14 protein-coding genes are annotated in these 13,539 nt (G+C 62.1%); 2 read left to right on the plus strand and 12 right to left on the minus strand.

Translation table 11 applies throughout. The features are described from left to right. Positions 1-23: 23 nt before the first annotated feature. The 5 genes from ACU5AY_RS14520 to ACU5AY_RS14540 all read right to left on the minus strand — a co-directional run bounded on the left by ACU5AY_RS14520 (position 24) and on the right by ACU5AY_RS14540 (position 4,580). Positions 24-860, minus strand: coding sequence for an FTR1 family iron permease (locus ACU5AY_RS14520; protein WP_446826745.1), 837 nt, complete (start codon positions 858-860; stop codon positions 24-26). 18 nt (positions 861-878) lie between these two features. Next, positions 879-1,223 carry a cupredoxin domain-containing protein gene (locus tag ACU5AY_RS14525; protein ID WP_446825409.1) on the minus strand — a complete coding sequence of 115 codons (345 nt, stop codon included), beginning with the start codon at positions 1,221-1,223 and terminating at the stop codon, positions 879-881. Between the two features lie 176 nt (positions 1,224-1,399). After that, a complete protein-coding gene (locus tag ACU5AY_RS14530) occupies positions 1,400-2,386 on the minus strand; it encodes an Hsp33 family molecular chaperone (RefSeq protein ID WP_446825410.1) in 987 nt (328 codons plus the stop codon). 47 nt (positions 2,387-2,433) lie between these two features. After that, complete coding sequence (gene argF / locus ACU5AY_RS14535; protein ID WP_446825411.1) at positions 2,434-3,351, minus strand: ornithine carbamoyltransferase; 918 nt, start codon at positions 3,349-3,351, stop codon at positions 2,434-2,436. A 29-nt stretch (positions 3,352-3,380) separates the two neighbouring features. Continuing rightward, positions 3,381-4,580, minus strand: coding sequence for an acetylornithine transaminase (locus tag ACU5AY_RS14540; RefSeq protein ID WP_446826746.1), 1,200 nt, complete (start codon positions 4,578-4,580; stop codon positions 3,381-3,383). Positions 4,581-4,981: 401 nt separating this feature from the next. On the opposite strand from ACU5AY_RS14540, the gene ACU5AY_RS14545 reads away from it, so the two are divergent. Then, positions 4,982-5,515: a GcrA family cell cycle regulator gene (locus ACU5AY_RS14545; protein WP_446826747.1), complete on the plus strand. Its 534-nt coding sequence runs from the start codon at positions 4,982-4,984 to the stop codon at positions 5,513-5,515. Positions 5,516-5,661: 146 nt separating this feature from the next. On the opposite strand, the gene phoB is transcribed toward ACU5AY_RS14545, so the two are convergent. The 7 genes from phoB to phoR form a co-directional block, all read right to left on the minus strand. Next, positions 5,662-6,345, minus strand: a complete 684-nt coding sequence (phoB, locus tag ACU5AY_RS14550) for a phosphate regulon transcriptional regulator PhoB (protein WP_261931294.1) — start codon at positions 6,343-6,345, stop codon at positions 5,662-5,664. Positions 6,346-6,371: 26 nt separating this feature from the next. Then, positions 6,372-7,091, minus strand: a complete 720-nt coding sequence (gene phoU, locus ACU5AY_RS14555; RefSeq protein WP_446825414.1) for a phosphate signaling complex protein PhoU — start codon at positions 7,089-7,091, stop codon at positions 6,372-6,374. Between the two features lie 47 nt (positions 7,092-7,138). Further along, complete coding sequence (pstB, locus tag ACU5AY_RS14560; protein WP_446825415.1) at positions 7,139-7,942, minus strand: phosphate ABC transporter ATP-binding protein PstB; 804 nt, start codon at positions 7,940-7,942, stop codon at positions 7,139-7,141. Then, positions 7,939-8,781, minus strand: coding sequence for a phosphate ABC transporter permease PstA (gene pstA / locus ACU5AY_RS14565; protein WP_446825416.1), 843 nt, complete (start codon positions 8,779-8,781; stop codon positions 7,939-7,941). Before pstA ends, pstB begins: the two co-directional genes overlap by 4 nt. Positions 8,782-8,784: 3 nt before the next feature. Then, the gene (pstC, locus tag ACU5AY_RS14570) at positions 8,785-9,738 is read right to left on the minus strand and encodes a phosphate ABC transporter permease subunit PstC (protein WP_446825417.1); all 954 of its coding nucleotides are present in this window, start codon (positions 9,736-9,738) and stop codon (positions 8,785-8,787) included. Positions 9,739-9,842: 104 nt separating this feature from the next. Continuing rightward, entirely contained in the window at positions 9,843-10,901 is a 1,059-nt protein-coding gene (gene pstS, locus ACU5AY_RS14575) for a phosphate ABC transporter substrate-binding protein PstS (protein WP_446826748.1), read from the minus strand. 289 nt (positions 10,902-11,190) lie between these two features. After that, the gene (gene phoR, locus ACU5AY_RS14580) at positions 11,191-12,471 is read right to left on the minus strand and encodes a phosphate regulon sensor histidine kinase PhoR (RefSeq protein ID WP_446826749.1); all 1,281 of its coding nucleotides are present in this window, start codon (positions 12,469-12,471) and stop codon (positions 11,191-11,193) included. Positions 12,472-12,655: 184 nt separating this feature from the next. On the opposite strand from phoR, the gene ppk2 reads away from it, so the two are divergent. After that, positions 12,656-13,537 (plus strand): polyphosphate kinase 2, encoded by an 882-nt coding sequence (gene ppk2 / locus ACU5AY_RS14585; protein ID WP_446826750.1) that lies wholly within the window; start codon positions 12,656-12,658, stop codon positions 13,535-13,537. Positions 13,538-13,539: the final 2 nt, after the last annotated feature.

Below are 13,539 nucleotides of genomic sequence, written 5' to 3' on the forward strand. Positions count from 1 at the left end.
CTCCGGCCTCCAGCCGGGATGGACTATCCAGCATTCGCATGTCTGGCAGGCTGGTGCCCACGGGCTGCCAGCGTGCGGGTGGCGACGACGACCGCAATTAGCGTCACGACATAGACCAGGACCTGGAACTCGCTCGGCTGCTGGGAATAGCCGAACATGGTGTGCATCAGGCGGCCCGGAATGCTGCCTTCCTCGAGAAGCCAGGAGGTGTCCCACGCAGTAGCGGACAGCCAGTCGATCTTGCCTGCGCGTTCCAGATAGGCTGCCGACTGCGACGCCATGCTGGCGGCGAGGAAGGTGATGAGAACGCTCGTCACCGAGAACAGGTGACGCATCGGAATCTTCACGAGACCGAAATAGGTGAGCGCCGAGACGCCGGCTCCGAGAACGAGGCCGAGTGCCGATCCGAGCGCCAGCGACGACCAGCTGTCGCCTCCGGCGAGGATGATGCCGTACATGAAGAGCGCGATTTCGGCGCCTTCGCGCAGGACAGCGATGCCGACGACCAGCGCAAGCGCTGCCAGCGAACGCTGCCCGTCGCTGACCGCCTTGCCGGTGGCGGCGAGATCGGCGGCGAGTTCACGTCCGTGATGCGCCATCCAGAGATTGTGCCAGATCAGCATGACGGCGGCGATCGCCAGGATGCCGGCGTTGAAGAGTTCCTGCCCGAAGCCGTCCGCCCATTCGGAGACGACGCCGGCAAAGGCGGCCAGCACCACGCTTCCGGCGATGCCTCCGGCAACACCGGCGGCGATCCACCAGCGGCTGCCGGCAACCAACCGGGTTGCGGCCAGCACGATGCCGACGATCAGGCCGGCTTCAAAAATCTCGCGGAAAACAATGACCAGTGCGCCCAGCATGCCTCTTCCTCCGTCACATTATTCGACGACGACGTGGCCGACATACTGTTTGGGATGGAAGTCATCGAAGAAGTCATAGGTGCCAGGCTCCTGCGCCCGCACGTTCACCACGATGTCATGGCCGCTTTCGACGATCTTTTCAAAGCCGAGCGCCCCCGACTCCAGCTCGACCGGCAATTCCGTCTTGTTATGCAGCTTGATGCGGAACGGTTCGCCTGCCTTCGCGCTGATCTGCTGAGGGCTGAAGCTCTCGCTGCTCAAGGTGATCTCGTAGGTCTTGACGTCAGCGGCTGTCGCGGCGCTAAAGGCCGTACCGGCCAGAATGGCAATGGCGGCCACGGCGATGGTCATGCGTTCCTTCATCGGGTCAACTCCGGATCGTTGGCGATGGTCGGCAGGTTGCCGGGCCATCAGATTTGCTGCAGCCTTAATATCATGAGATCATTTATCAAGAAATATTATGTCGCAGGCAGCGCACCTCCCGCCCGCGCGGCCCGACGTTCTCGGCCAAGAAACCCCGAAGCAGCAGCAGACCGGCCTTATTCGATCACCTCGTTGGCGTCGAACACATAAGTCGTCGAACAAAACTCGCAGGTGACCGCGATCTTGCCGTCTTCCTCGCTCGCCAGGATCTCCTCTGCCGAGAAGCCCTTCAGCACGCCACCGATCTTCTCGCGCGAACAGGAGCAGCGATCGAATACCGGCTGGGGCTCGAAGACCCGCACGCCGCGTTCGTGGAACAGCCGGAACAGCAGCCGCTCCGAGCCGACCTGCGGATCGGTCAATTCGTCCGCATCGATCGTTTCGGCGAGCGTGCGGGCCTCCATCCAGGCATCGTCTTCGAACATCGGCAAGGCATTGTCGTCGCCATCACCACCCGGAAGATCCGGCTGGCGCATGCGCTCCGGCGCTTCGGGCAGGAACTGAACGATGAGGCCACCGGCCCGCCAGGTATGCCGGGCCTTGCCGTCCTCGTCCCGATCGTAGAGCTCGGCCGCGGCAAGCCGCATATGCGTCGGGATCTGTTCCGACTGGCGGAAATAGGTGCCGGCGATTTCCTCGAGCGATGCGCCGTCGAGCGCGACGATGCCCTGATAGGGCTGGCTGAAGCGCCCCTGGTCGATGGTGAAGGCGAGGACGCCCGTGCCGAGCAGCTGCTCGGGTTCGGCCATGCCTTCGCTGATGGCAAGCTCAAGGGCCTCCTCGTCGAAACGGGCATAGGCGCGCATGCTGTCGGGCGTCGAAAAATCGGCGACGAGCAGGTCGACCGGGCCGTCGCTCTTCGTCTGGACGGTGAACTTGCCTTCAAACTTCAGCGACGTGCCGATGAGCACGGTGAGCGTGATGACTTCCGCCAGAAGCCGGGCAACCGGCACGGGGTAGTCATGGCGGCCCAGAATGGCGTCGAGCATCGGGCCGAGCTGGACGGCGCGGCCACGAACGTCGAGCCCTTCCACCTGGAAAGGCACAACGTGATCATCACCGGCGAATCCGAATTCGCCGAGCTTGGTGGTTTCTTCCGCCATGGCGGATACTCCTTAAGTTTCGGCGCGCGAAACGAGGCGGCGCCGTATCAGATGGCCCCGAGGCACCAGGCCAGAATGGACTTCTGCGCATGCAGGCGGTTTTCCGCCTCATCGAAGACAACAGACTGCGGTCCGTCGATCACGTCGTCGGTCACTTCCTCGCCACGATGCGCCGGCAGGCAATGCATGAACAACGCATCGTCCTTCGCCCGGCCCATCAGCTGCTTGTTGACCTGGAAGGGCTGGAAGATGTTGTGGCCGCGTGCCTTGTGCTCCTGGTTCATCGAGACCCAGGTGTCGGTGACGACGCAGTCGGCGCCCGACACGGCCTTCTCGGCGTCGTGGCAGAGCATGATTTCGGCGCCTTCGTTGCGCGCCCAGTTCAGGAACTTGTCGTGCGGTTCGGAGCCCAGCGGCACGGCCATGTTCATGCGGTAGCCGAAGCGGGCAGCACCTTCCACGAAGGAATGCAGCACGTTGTTGCCGTCGCCGGTCCAGGCGATGGTCTTGCCGGCGACCGGCCCCTTGTGCTCCTCGAAGGTGAGCAGGTCGGCCATGATCTGGCAGGGATGCGTGTCGTCCGTCAGGCCGTTGATCACCGGCACCGTCGCATGCTCGGCAAGCTCGAGCAGGCGCTTGTGGTCGGTGGTGCGGATCATGATGGCGTCGACATAGCGCGACAGTACCTTTGCCGTGTCGCCGATCGTCTCGGCGCGGCCGAGCTGCATTTCGGTTCCCGACAGGAAGAGCGTCTCGCCGCCGAGCTGGCGCATGCCGACATCGAAGGAGACGCGCGTGCGGGTGGACGGCTTCTCGAAGATCATCGCCAGCATCTTGCCGGCAAGCGGCTTGTCAGCCGTTCCGTCCTTCGTCGCCACCTTGCGCGTGCGTGCGTCGTTCAGAATACCCCTGAGTTCCTCCGAGGAGACCGCGGAAAGATCGAGAAAATGCTTGGGAGCTGCCATGATAACCTGTCAGAATTCGCTTGGCCGCCTCAGGCGGACTTCTTGATATGAGCGGAATGAAGCGCCTCGGCGGCACGCTCGATGCGCGCCAGTCCTTCGCGGGCTTCTTCCGCGCTGACGATAAGCGGCGGCAGCAGGCGCACGACATTGTCGCCCGCAAGCACGCCGAGAACATGCTGCTCGCGCATTGCGGCAAGCAGCTCCGCGGACGGGATCTTTGCCTTGATGCCAAGCATCAGGCCTTCGCCGCGGAAATCCTCGATGACATCGGGATAGCGATCCTTCAGGGAAGCGAGCCCCTGGCGGAAGACGAGTGCCACGTCGCGCACATGTTCCAGGAAGCCATCGGCGAGGATGACGTCCAGGACGGCATTGCCGACGGCCATGGCCAGCGGGTTGCCGCCATAGGTCGAGCCATGCGTGCCAGCGACCATGCCCGAAGCGGCTTCCGCCGTCGCAAGGCAGGCGCCGAACGGAAAGCCGCCGCCGATACCCTTGGCGATCGCCATGATGTCCGGCGTGATGCCGGCCCACTCATAGGCGAAGAGCTTGCCGGTGCGGCCGACGCCGGTCTGCACCTCGTCGAAAATCAGCAGCAGGTCGTGCTCGTCGCAAATAGCACGCAAAGCCTGCAGGAATTCCTTGGACGCCGGACGGACACCGCCCTCGCCCTGCACGGGCTCGACGAGGATGGCCGCGGTCGCGTCCGTGATCGCAGCCTTGACGGCATCGAGGTCACCGAACGGCACCTGGTCGAAGCCGGGCGCCTTCGGGCCAAAACCTTCGAGATATTTCGCGTTGCCGCCGGCCGCGATCGTGCCGAGCGTACGGCCATGGAACGCGCCCTCGAAGGTGATGATGTGGAACTTGTCCGGATGCCCGTTGGCATACTGGTAGCGCCGGGCCGTCTTGATGGCGCATTCCAGCGCTTCGGCGCCCGAATTGGTGAAGAACACCTTTTCGGCAAAGGTCGCAGCGGAGAGGCGCGCGGCCATCTTTTCCTGGCCGGGGTTCTCGTAGACGTTCGACAGGTGCCAGACCTTGCCGGCCTGCGTCGTCAGCGCCTCGACCAGATGCGGATGCGCATGGCCAAGCGAATTCACGGCAACGCCGGCGGCGAAGTCGATGTAGCGCTGGCCGTCCTCGGTGACGAGCCAAATCCCCTCGCCTCGCTCGAAGCGCAGAGGTGCTCTTGCATAGGTATCGTAGAGCGGACCGTTCTGAGCCATGGCGCTGACCTTTCCTGGGCTTTGTTGGCTGGGCACAAATAAAAAAGACCGCCTTTTGGGCGGTTGCCGCACTATCATCATATAGGTCGCCGATGTCAACAAATCACCTGTAAAATCAGGCGATCGCGGCGGCCGCATCAAATTCGAAGGATGGCCTCGCATCCATCGCCAGGCAAAAAAGTGAAAAGAAGCAAGTTGGGGAAAACTGCGAAATCGAATCACGATGATTCCGGCGACTCTTGTCACGGAGTCAGGCTGGCACTAGGTTAAACGTGCATTAAGAATTTGCGCTTGGCGGAAAAAAGTCACCCGGCAGTACAAGAGGCGTACTCCGTCCCGGAGGAATTCGGGACACGGTGAAGGATTCTGCCATGCATTGGACTGCAGGCGGAGAAGACCCAATGAATTGGACAGACGAACGCGTTGAAAAGCTTAAGAAATTGTGGGCGGATGGGCTGAGCGCCAGCCAGATCGCCGCACAACTCGGTGGCGTCAGCCGCAATGCCGTCATCGGCAAGGTTCACCGTCTCAATCTTCCCGGACGCGCCAAGTCCGGCGGCGCATCCTCGGCTGCGCGCACGGTCAAGAGAGCCGTCACCGCCCCGAAGGCTCCGAACTACGCGGCCCGCGTCACGACCCGCTCCGTCACCCGTACGGCCGGCGCCACGGCTCTGAAGGAAGAAGTCGAGATCAACGCGATCCAGGAACTCCGATACGTTCCTGCGTCGAACGTCGTCGTGCCGATCTCCCGCCGCCTGGCCCTGACCGAACTGACCGAGCGCACCTGCAAGTGGCCGGTCGGCGATCCGCTGCAGGACGACTTCCACTTCTGCGGCTGCGAGTCCCCGGACACGTCGCCCTACTGCAACTATCACGCCCGCCTCGCCTATCAGCCGACCAGCAGCGACCGTCGTCGCGCGGCGGCCGCGAACTGATAGCTGCAGCGTCAATCGACTGACCATGATGAACGGGCCTTCGGGGCCCGTTTTTCGTTTCCGTATCCGCACTTTAGGCCAAATGAAAAACCCCGCCGACAATGGGCGGGGTTCTCAAAAACTCCGAGGTACGGACTGGCCGAAGCTCAGACTTCCATCGAGTAGCCGGCGCCGCGAACGGTGCGGATGACGTCCTGCATGTTGGAGAAGTTCAGCGCCTTGCGCAGACGTCCGACGTGCACGTCGACCGTACGCTCGTCGACATAAATGTCATGGCCCCAGACCCCATCCAGCAGCTGCGAGCGCGAAAACACGCGGCCCGGAGAGGCCATCAGGAACTCCAGAAGCCGGAACTCGGTCGGGCCGAGGCGGACCTCACGACTCTTGCGGTGGACGCGATGCGTCTCGCGGTCGAGCTCGATGTCGCCGCAGCGAAGGACGGCGGAGAGAACTTCCGGATGCGCGCGCCGCAGCATTGCGCGGACGCGAGCCATCAGTTCAGGCATCGAGAACGGCTTGACGACATAGTCGTCGGCGCCGGTCGAAAGGCCGCGAACCCGCTCGCTCTCCTCGCCACGTGCCGTCAGCATGATGATCGGCAGGCGCTCCGTTTCCGGGCGCATGCGCAGGCGACGGCAAAGCTCGATGCCGGGAACGCCCGGCAGCATCCAGTCGAGAAGCAGAAGGTCGGGCACGCGCTCCTTGAGGCGGATTTCCGCCTCGTCGCCGCGCATGATCGCCTCGACCTCGTAGCCCTCGGATTCCAGATTGTAGCGAAGAAGCTCGCTCAGAGCTTCCTCGTCTTCAACAACCGCTATTTTCGGGACCATTCACGGTTCTCCAACTTATCGAGCCGTCACTCGGACGTCACGCCCATGGTGGACGTGTTGTCGTCCTTCGGACGCTCGCCTTCCGGCTGGCTGCCGGTCGTCATGTAGTAGATCGTTTCGGCGATGTTCGTCGCGTGATCGCCAATGCGCTCGATGTTCTTGGCGCAGAAGAGAAGATGCGTGCAGGTGGTGATGTTGCGCGGATCTTCCATCATGTAGGTCAAGAGTTCGCGAAACAGCGAGGTGTGGATGGCATCGATCTCCTCGTCGCGGTCGCGGATCGACTTGGCCTTCTCCGCCGAGCGGCTGGTATAGACGTCAAGCACTTCCTTGAGCTGCACCGAGGCAAGCTCGGACAGATGCTCGAGGCCCCGGGCGAGCTTGCGCGGCACACCCGTGCCCTGCACGGCGATGACGCGCTTGCCGATGTTCTTGGCCAGGTCGCCGACGCGTTCGAGGTCGGCCGCGATGCGGATCGAACCCATGATTTCGCGCAGGTCTGCCGCAACCGGCTGACGACGGGCGATGGTGACGACGGCGGCGTCGCCGATTTCGCGCTCGCCAACGTCGAGGACGACGTCGTCGGAGATCAGCTTCTGGGCAAGCGCCAGGTCGCCGGTGACCAGCGCCTGCACGGATTCGCTGACCATCTGCTCGGCGAGACCACCCATTTCGGAGATCCGGCGCTGCAGGAACTTCAATTCATCGTCGTAGGCCGACATGAGATGCTGTTGTGTCGAGGGCATTTTGGTGTTCCCTGATATCTTGAGGCAGGCTTCAGCGCGGCTGCGGCTCAGCCGAAGCGACCGGTGACGTAGTCCTGCGTGCGGCTTTCCTTCGGAGACGTGAAGATCTTCGCGGTCTCGTCGAATTCAACCAGCTCGCCGAGATACATGAAGGCGGTCTGGCGCGAAACGCGGGCAGCCTGCTGCATGTTGTGCGTGACGATGACGATGGTGTAGTCGGCGCGCAGCTCGTCGATCAGTTCCTCGATCTTGGCGGTCGAGAGCGGGTCGAGAGCGGAGGCCGGTTCGTCGAGCAGGATGATCTCCGGCTTGACGGCAACGGTGCGGGCGATGCAGAGGCGCTGCTGCTGGCCGCCGGACAGGCTGAGGCCGCTGGCATGCAGCTTGTCCTTCACCTCGTTCCACAGGGCGGCGCGGGTCAGGGCAGCTTCCACCCGTTCGTCCATCTCGCTCTTATTGAGATTCTCGTACAGGCGGATGCCGAAGGAGATGTTCTCGTAGATCGACATCGGGAACGGGGTCGGCTTCTGGAACACCATGCCGACCTTGGTGCGCAGCAGGTTCAGGTCCTTCGACTTGTCGAGAATGTTCTCGCCGTCGATCAGCACCTCGCCCTCGGCGCGCTGCTTCGGATAAAGCTCGTAGATCCGGTTCAGGACACGCAGCAGGGTCGACTTGCCACAGCCCGACGGACCGATGAAGGCCGTGACGCTGCGCTCCGGCAGAGACAGGCTGATGTCCTTCAGGGCCTTGCTGTTGCCATAGTAGAAGTTGAGATTCTTGATCTCGATCTTCGTCTTTTCGGCGGCCTTCTGTGGGGCGACTTTGTCTAGGGAAAGCATCTGGCTCATCTGTCCTCTCTGCGTCCGGTCAGGCTACGGGAAATTACGCTCAAACCCAAGACGGTCATGGTTATGATCAATGCGCCGGTCCAGGCCAATTGCTGCCATTCTTCATAGGGGCTGAGGGCAAACTGGAAGATCGTCACCGGCAGGCTCGCCATCGGAGCATTGAGGTTGGAACTCCAGAACTGGTTGTTGAGCGCGGTAAATAGAAGCGGCGCCGTTTCGCCGGAGATGCGGGCGACGGCGAGCAGGATGCCCGTGACGATGCCCGACGAGGCGGCGCGGTAGGCGACCGAGCGGATGACGATCCAGCGCGGTGCGCCGATCGCCGTGCCGGCTTCACGCAGCGCGTTCGGCACGAGGCTCAGCATGTCCTCCGTCGTGCGCAGCACCACCGGGATGACCAGCACGGCGAGCGCGAAGGATCCGGCCAGCGCCGAGAAGTGGCCCATCGGGCGCACCACGATCTCGTAGATGAACAGGCCGACGACAATGGACGGTGCCGACAGCAGGATGTCGTTGATGAAGCGCACGACCATGGTCAGCTTGCTGAAGCGGCCGTACTCGGCCATGTAGGTGCCGGCCAGGATGCCGATCGGCGTGCCGACGAACATCGCGATGATGGTCACGATCAGGCTGCCGACGATGGCGTTCAGAAGACCGCCCTCCTCACCCGGAGGCGGAGTCATTTCGGTGAAGACCTGCAGGTTCAGACCGGCGGCGCCCTTGTAGACCAGCGCGCCGAGAATGAGCGCAAGCCAGATGATGCCGATGCCGGCGGCGACGACGCAGAGCGTCATCATCACGGTATTCTTGATCTTGCGACGGGGATAGATCGAGGACATCGGTCAGGCTCCCTTCTTGCTCTCGATGCGCATCAGCATGTAGCGCGCGATGGCAAGGATGATGAAGGTAATGATGAAGAGGATAAGGCCGAGAGCGATCAGCGAGGACGTGTACATTTCGCCATCCGCTTCGGTGAATTCGTTGGCGATCGTCGCCGAAATGGTCGTGCCCGGTGCGAAGAGCGAGGCGCTGATGCGGTGGGCGTTGCCGATGACGAAGGTGACGGCCATGGTTTCGCCCAGAGCGCGGCCGAGGCCGAGCATGACGCCGCCCATGATGCCAACGCGGGTATAGGGAACGACGACGTTCTTCATCACTTCCCAGGTGGTGCAGCCGATGCCGTAGGCGGATTCCTTCAGCACCGAGGGCACCGTGTCGAACACATCCTTGGTGATCGACGAGATGAACGGCAGGACCATGATCGCCAGGATCAGCGAGGAGGTCAGCAGGCCGATGCCGTAGGGCGGGCCGGCGAAAAGGCTGGAGAGGATCGGCACGTCGTGGAAAAGATCGATTACAAAGGGCTGAACCTTCGTCTGGATGAACGGTGCGAAAACGAACAGGCCCCAGATACCGTAGATGATCGACGGAATGCCGGCGAGTAGCTCGATGGCGATGCCGATCGGGCGGCGCAGCGGACGCGGGCAGAGCTCGGTCAGGAAGATGGCGATGCCAATGCCGATCGGCACGGCGATCAGGATGGCGATCGCGGAAGTGACGATCGTGCCGTAGATCGGAGCAGCGGCGCCGAAGTTTTCCTTCACCGGGTTCCAGCTTTCGGTGACAAGGAAGGAGAAGCCGAACTTGGAAAGAGCGTCCCACGATCCGATGAACAGCGAGGCCGCAACACCACCGAGAAGAAGGAGGACGATGACAGCGGATGCGCGGGAAACGGCATGGAAAACCGCATCGGTCAGAGCGAAGCGCCGGACGACCTTTTCGCGGCGACCTGCCATTTGTTGATCTGTGACTGCTGCCATCGACATGCGGCTATTCCCCTTCGCAGGCCTGGAACCGAAAGAAGAAGAGGGGCGAGAACTCGCCCCTCTTCATTCATGCATTACATTGCGGAGTAGAGCGGCTTGCCGTCAGAACCGACGACGTCCTTGGCCCACATTTCCTCAACGCTCTTGACGACGCTTTCCGGCATCGCGACGTAGTCGAGTTCGTCGGCCATCTTGCCGCCGTTCTTGTAGGACCAGTCGAAGAACTTCAGAGCCGAACCGGTCGCAGCAGCGTCTTCCGGCTGCTTGTAGACGAGGATCCAGGTAGCAGCCGTCATCGGCCAGGATTCAGCGCCCGGCTGGTTGGCGAGGATGACGCCGTAGCCCGGCTGCGAGTTCCAGTCAGCGTTGGCGGCAGCAGCAGCGAAGGCTTCAGCCGTCGGAGCAACCTTCTTGCCGTCCTTGTTGAGCATGTCGGCATAGGTCATCTTGTTCTGCTTGGCGTAAGCATACTCGACGTAGCCGATGGAGCCCGAGGTCTGCGCAACGTTGTTGGCAACGCCTTCGTTACCCTTGGCGCCGATGCCGACCGGCCATTCTACAGCCTTGTCCACGCCGATCTTTTCCTTCCAGTCGGCGGAAACGTCAGCGAGGTAGTAGGTGAAGTTGTAGGTGGTGCCCGAACCGTCCGAACGGTGAACGACGGCGATCGCCTGCGACGGCAGGGTGACGTCCGGGTTCAGCTTCTTGATGGCTTCGTCGTCCCAGGAGGTGATTTCACCCATGAAGATCTTGGCGAGGGTTTCGCCGTCGAGAACCAGATCGCCCGGCTTGAGGCCTTCAACGTTGACGACCGGGACGATACCGCCCATGACCATCGGGAACTGTGCGAGACCGATTTCGTTGAGCTCATCACCGGAAAGCGGAGCGTCGGAAGCACCGAAGGTGACGGTCTTCGCCTTGATCTGCTTGATACCGCCGCCGGAACCGATCGACTGGTAGTTCAGGCCGATGCCGGTTTCCTTCTTGTAGGCGTCAGCCCACTTTGCGTAGATCGGGTAAGGGAAGGTAGCGCCAGCGCCGGAGATGTCGGCAGCCTGGGCGGCGGAGAACATGAAGCCTGCGGAGGCAGCCACTGCCACGGCATAGGCCATTGGACGGAAGAAGTTTTTCATTGAGGTCGCTCCTCTTGGAATTCGATCTTGTAAGCACCGCGAATGGTGCCTGTCGGGGCCGGACAACAGTTGACGGCTTGGCGTTTTCCGTCGCTGCAACCCAAGGAACGCTTCTTCATCCCCCTGGTCTGCGGCGCTGGATTGTTGACCTTTCCGGCGCCCGGCCCGCTTGTCATATCCGCTCCAGCGCCACCCTTTTATGTCAGTTCAGTGAAAGTTTTGTGACAGTTTAAGATATTGAAAATAAACAATATTATTTTCAAAGACAAATCACCTGCCCTTCAACATGTCAAAAACGGACGGTAAACTTGGCGCCCTTGCCAACTTCCGAGGAAACAAGCAGCCTGGCGCGATGGCGCGTGAGGATGTGCTTGACGATTGCCAGCCCCAGGCCAGTGCCCTTCTTCGACCGGCTATCCTCGACGCTGACCCGGTAGAAGCGTTCGGTCAGGCGCGGCACATGCTCGGCGGGAATCCCTGGCCCGTAGTCGACGACATTGACCTCGGTCGGCTTGCCACCGCCTTCGCTGAGGTAGACATCGATCCGCTTGCCTTCCTGGCCATACTTGCAGGCGTTCTCAATCAGGTTCTCGAACACCTGCACGAGTTCGTCCCGATCGCCGATCACCTCGACAGGTTTTTCCGGCAGGTGCAGGACGATGTCGATGCCGAGTTCCTCCGACAACGGCTTCAGCCCGTCGGTGACCTGGCCGAGCAGCGGCACGAGGTCGACCTTGGCGTCGGGGGCGATATGCGACTTCAACTCCAACCGCGACAGCGACAGCAGATCGTCGATCAGCCGGCTCATCCGCGTCGCCTGCTCCAGCATGATGCCGAGAAAGCGCTGCTGCGCCTTGGGATCGTCCTTCGCCGGCCCCTGGATCGTCTCGATGAAGCCGCGCAGCGACGCGAGCGGCGTCCGCAGCTCATGGCTGGCATTGGCGACGAAATCGGAGCGCATGCGATCGAGACGGCGCAACTCGGAGACATCGCGGAAGGAGAGAAGAAAGAGGCCGGGCCTCGCCTCGCCCGGAACAATCAACGGCTTGACGCAGACGATGAAGCTGCGCTCCGACGGCAGGCGCTCGAAATGTTCGGTCTGGTTGACCTTCCCGCTCGTCACGGTATCGCGCGCCATGTCGAGAATACCGGGCGAGCGGATGCGGGCGGAAAGATGCGCGCCTTCGGTCAGCTCGCCAAAGGCCTTCAGCGCCGCCTCGTTCTGAAAGACGACCGTCAGGTCGCGGTCGAGCAGGAAGAGCGGCATGTCGATTGCCGACAAGGCGGCGCGAACGCCGCGGACGTCGCCGCTCCAGTTGCGCCGTTCTTCCGCCGAATGGCCCTTGGCCTCATCCAGCCGGCGGCCGGCCGGCATGGCGACAAGCGCGACCGCGGCGGCCAACCACAGGATAAGAACGAGAGGCCAGCCGGGGCTGATCACCGCCAGCAGGACGGCGAAGCAGGAGAGCACCAGCAAAGGCCAGGCGGCCAGGCGCAGGCGCACGGCAAGCACGTTCGCAACGCTCGCGGTCTCTTCTCTGGTCTCTGGTTGGTCCGGTCGCTGCAACATTCCCCACTTCCACTTCATTGTGCGGAAGGCCCTTGTTATCCCTTTTTCATGACAGAAGTTTTTTGTCCGCGCCAGAGCGGGTGCCAAGGGCTATCTGCAAGGCATCTTGAACTCGCCGCAAGGATATGGCCACATGCGGCGATCGATTTTCTCACAACGATCAACACCTTGGAGAGGAACCGCCATGAGCGATGTAATGGAGAGCCGCGCTGTGGAACTGACCGTCGGCGGCAAGAAGCGCATCTTCGACATCGACGATCCCAAGCTGCCCGACTGGGCCGACAAGGACGAAATCGAATCGGGCGACTTTCCCTACAAGGAGAAGATGGACAAGGGCGAGTACGAGAAGACGCTCGAAGCGCTGCAGGTTGAGCTCGTGAAGATGCAGTTCTGGATGCAGGAGAAGGGCAAGCGCGTGATGGCCGTCTTCGAGGGGCGTGATGCGGCCGGCAAGGGCGGCTCGATCTTCGCCACCCGCGCCTATCTCAATCCCCGCTACGCCCGGGTCGTGGCGCTGCCGAAACCGAGCGACATCGAACGCGGGCAATGGTATTTCCAGCGCTATGTCGAGCATTTCCCGACGACCGGCGAGTTCGTGATGTTCGACCGCTCCTGGTACAATCGCGCCGGCGTCGAGCCGGTCATGGGCTTCTGCACGCCGGACCAATACGAGCATTTTCTCAAGCAGGTGCCACGCTTCGAGGAGATGCTGGTCGACGACGGCATCTTCTTCTTCAAGTTCTGGCTGAACATCGGCCAGGAAATGCAGATCAAGCGCTTCCACGACCGCCGCCACGATCCGCTCAAGGTCTGGAAACTGTCGCCGATGGACATCGCCGCGCTGTCGAAGTGGGACGATTACACCGAAAAGCGCGACCGCATGCTGAAGGAGACCCACACCAAGGATGCGCCATGGACCATCGTCAAGGCGAACGACAAGCGCCGCGCGCGCATCAACCTGACCCGCCACATCCTGCTGTCGCTGGACTATGACGGCCGCGACCTGAAGGTGATCGGCGAGATCGACGACAAGATCCTCGGCCAGGGCCCGGATTTCCTGAAGTAGCG

The organism is Rhizobium sp. PAMB 3174, assembly GCF_052908375.1.

What these genes read in the sequence shown, in the direction of transcription:
- ACU5AY_RS14520 (WP_446826745.1), bottom strand. Translation starts at nt 860, where the DNA reads ATGCTGGGCGCACTGGTCATTGTTTTCCGCGAGATTTTTGAAGCCGGC.
- ACU5AY_RS14525 (WP_446825409.1), bottom strand. Translation starts at nt 1,223, where the DNA reads ATGAAGGAACGCATGACCATCGCCGTGGCCGCCATTGCCATTCTGGCC.
- ACU5AY_RS14530 (WP_446825410.1), bottom strand. Translation starts at nt 2,386, where the DNA reads ATGGCGGAAGAAACCACCAAGCTCGGCGAATTCGGATTCGCCGGTGAT.
- argF (WP_446825411.1), bottom strand. Translation starts at nt 3,351, where the DNA reads ATGGCAGCTCCCAAGCATTTTCTCGATCTTTCCGCGGTCTCCTCGGAG.
- ACU5AY_RS14540 (WP_446826746.1), bottom strand. Translation starts at nt 4,580, where the DNA reads ATGGCTCAGAACGGTCCGCTCTACGATACCTATGCAAGAGCACCTCTG.
- ACU5AY_RS14545 (WP_446826747.1), top strand. Translation starts at nt 4,982, where the DNA reads ATGAATTGGACAGACGAACGCGTTGAAAAGCTTAAGAAATTGTGGGCG.
- phoB (WP_261931294.1), bottom strand. Translation starts at nt 6,345, where the DNA reads ATGGTCCCGAAAATAGCGGTTGTTGAAGACGAGGAAGCTCTGAGCGAG.
- phoU (WP_446825414.1), bottom strand. Translation starts at nt 7,091, where the DNA reads ATGCCCTCGACACAACAGCATCTCATGTCGGCCTACGACGATGAATTG.
- pstB (WP_446825415.1), bottom strand. Translation starts at nt 7,942, where the DNA reads ATGAGCCAGATGCTTTCCCTAGACAAAGTCGCCCCACAGAAGGCCGCC.
- pstA (WP_446825416.1), bottom strand. Translation starts at nt 8,781, where the DNA reads ATGTCCTCGATCTATCCCCGTCGCAAGATCAAGAATACCGTGATGATG.
- pstC (WP_446825417.1), bottom strand. Translation starts at nt 9,738, where the DNA reads ATGGCAGGTCGCCGCGAAAAGGTCGTCCGGCGCTTCGCTCTGACCGAT.
- pstS (WP_446826748.1), bottom strand. Translation starts at nt 10,901, where the DNA reads ATGAAAAACTTCTTCCGTCCAATGGCCTATGCCGTGGCAGTGGCTGCC.
- phoR (WP_446826749.1), bottom strand. Translation starts at nt 12,471, where the DNA reads ATGTTGCAGCGACCGGACCAACCAGAGACCAGAGAAGAGACCGCGAGC.
- ppk2 (WP_446826750.1), top strand. Translation starts at nt 12,656, where the DNA reads ATGAGCGATGTAATGGAGAGCCGCGCTGTGGAACTGACCGTCGGCGGC.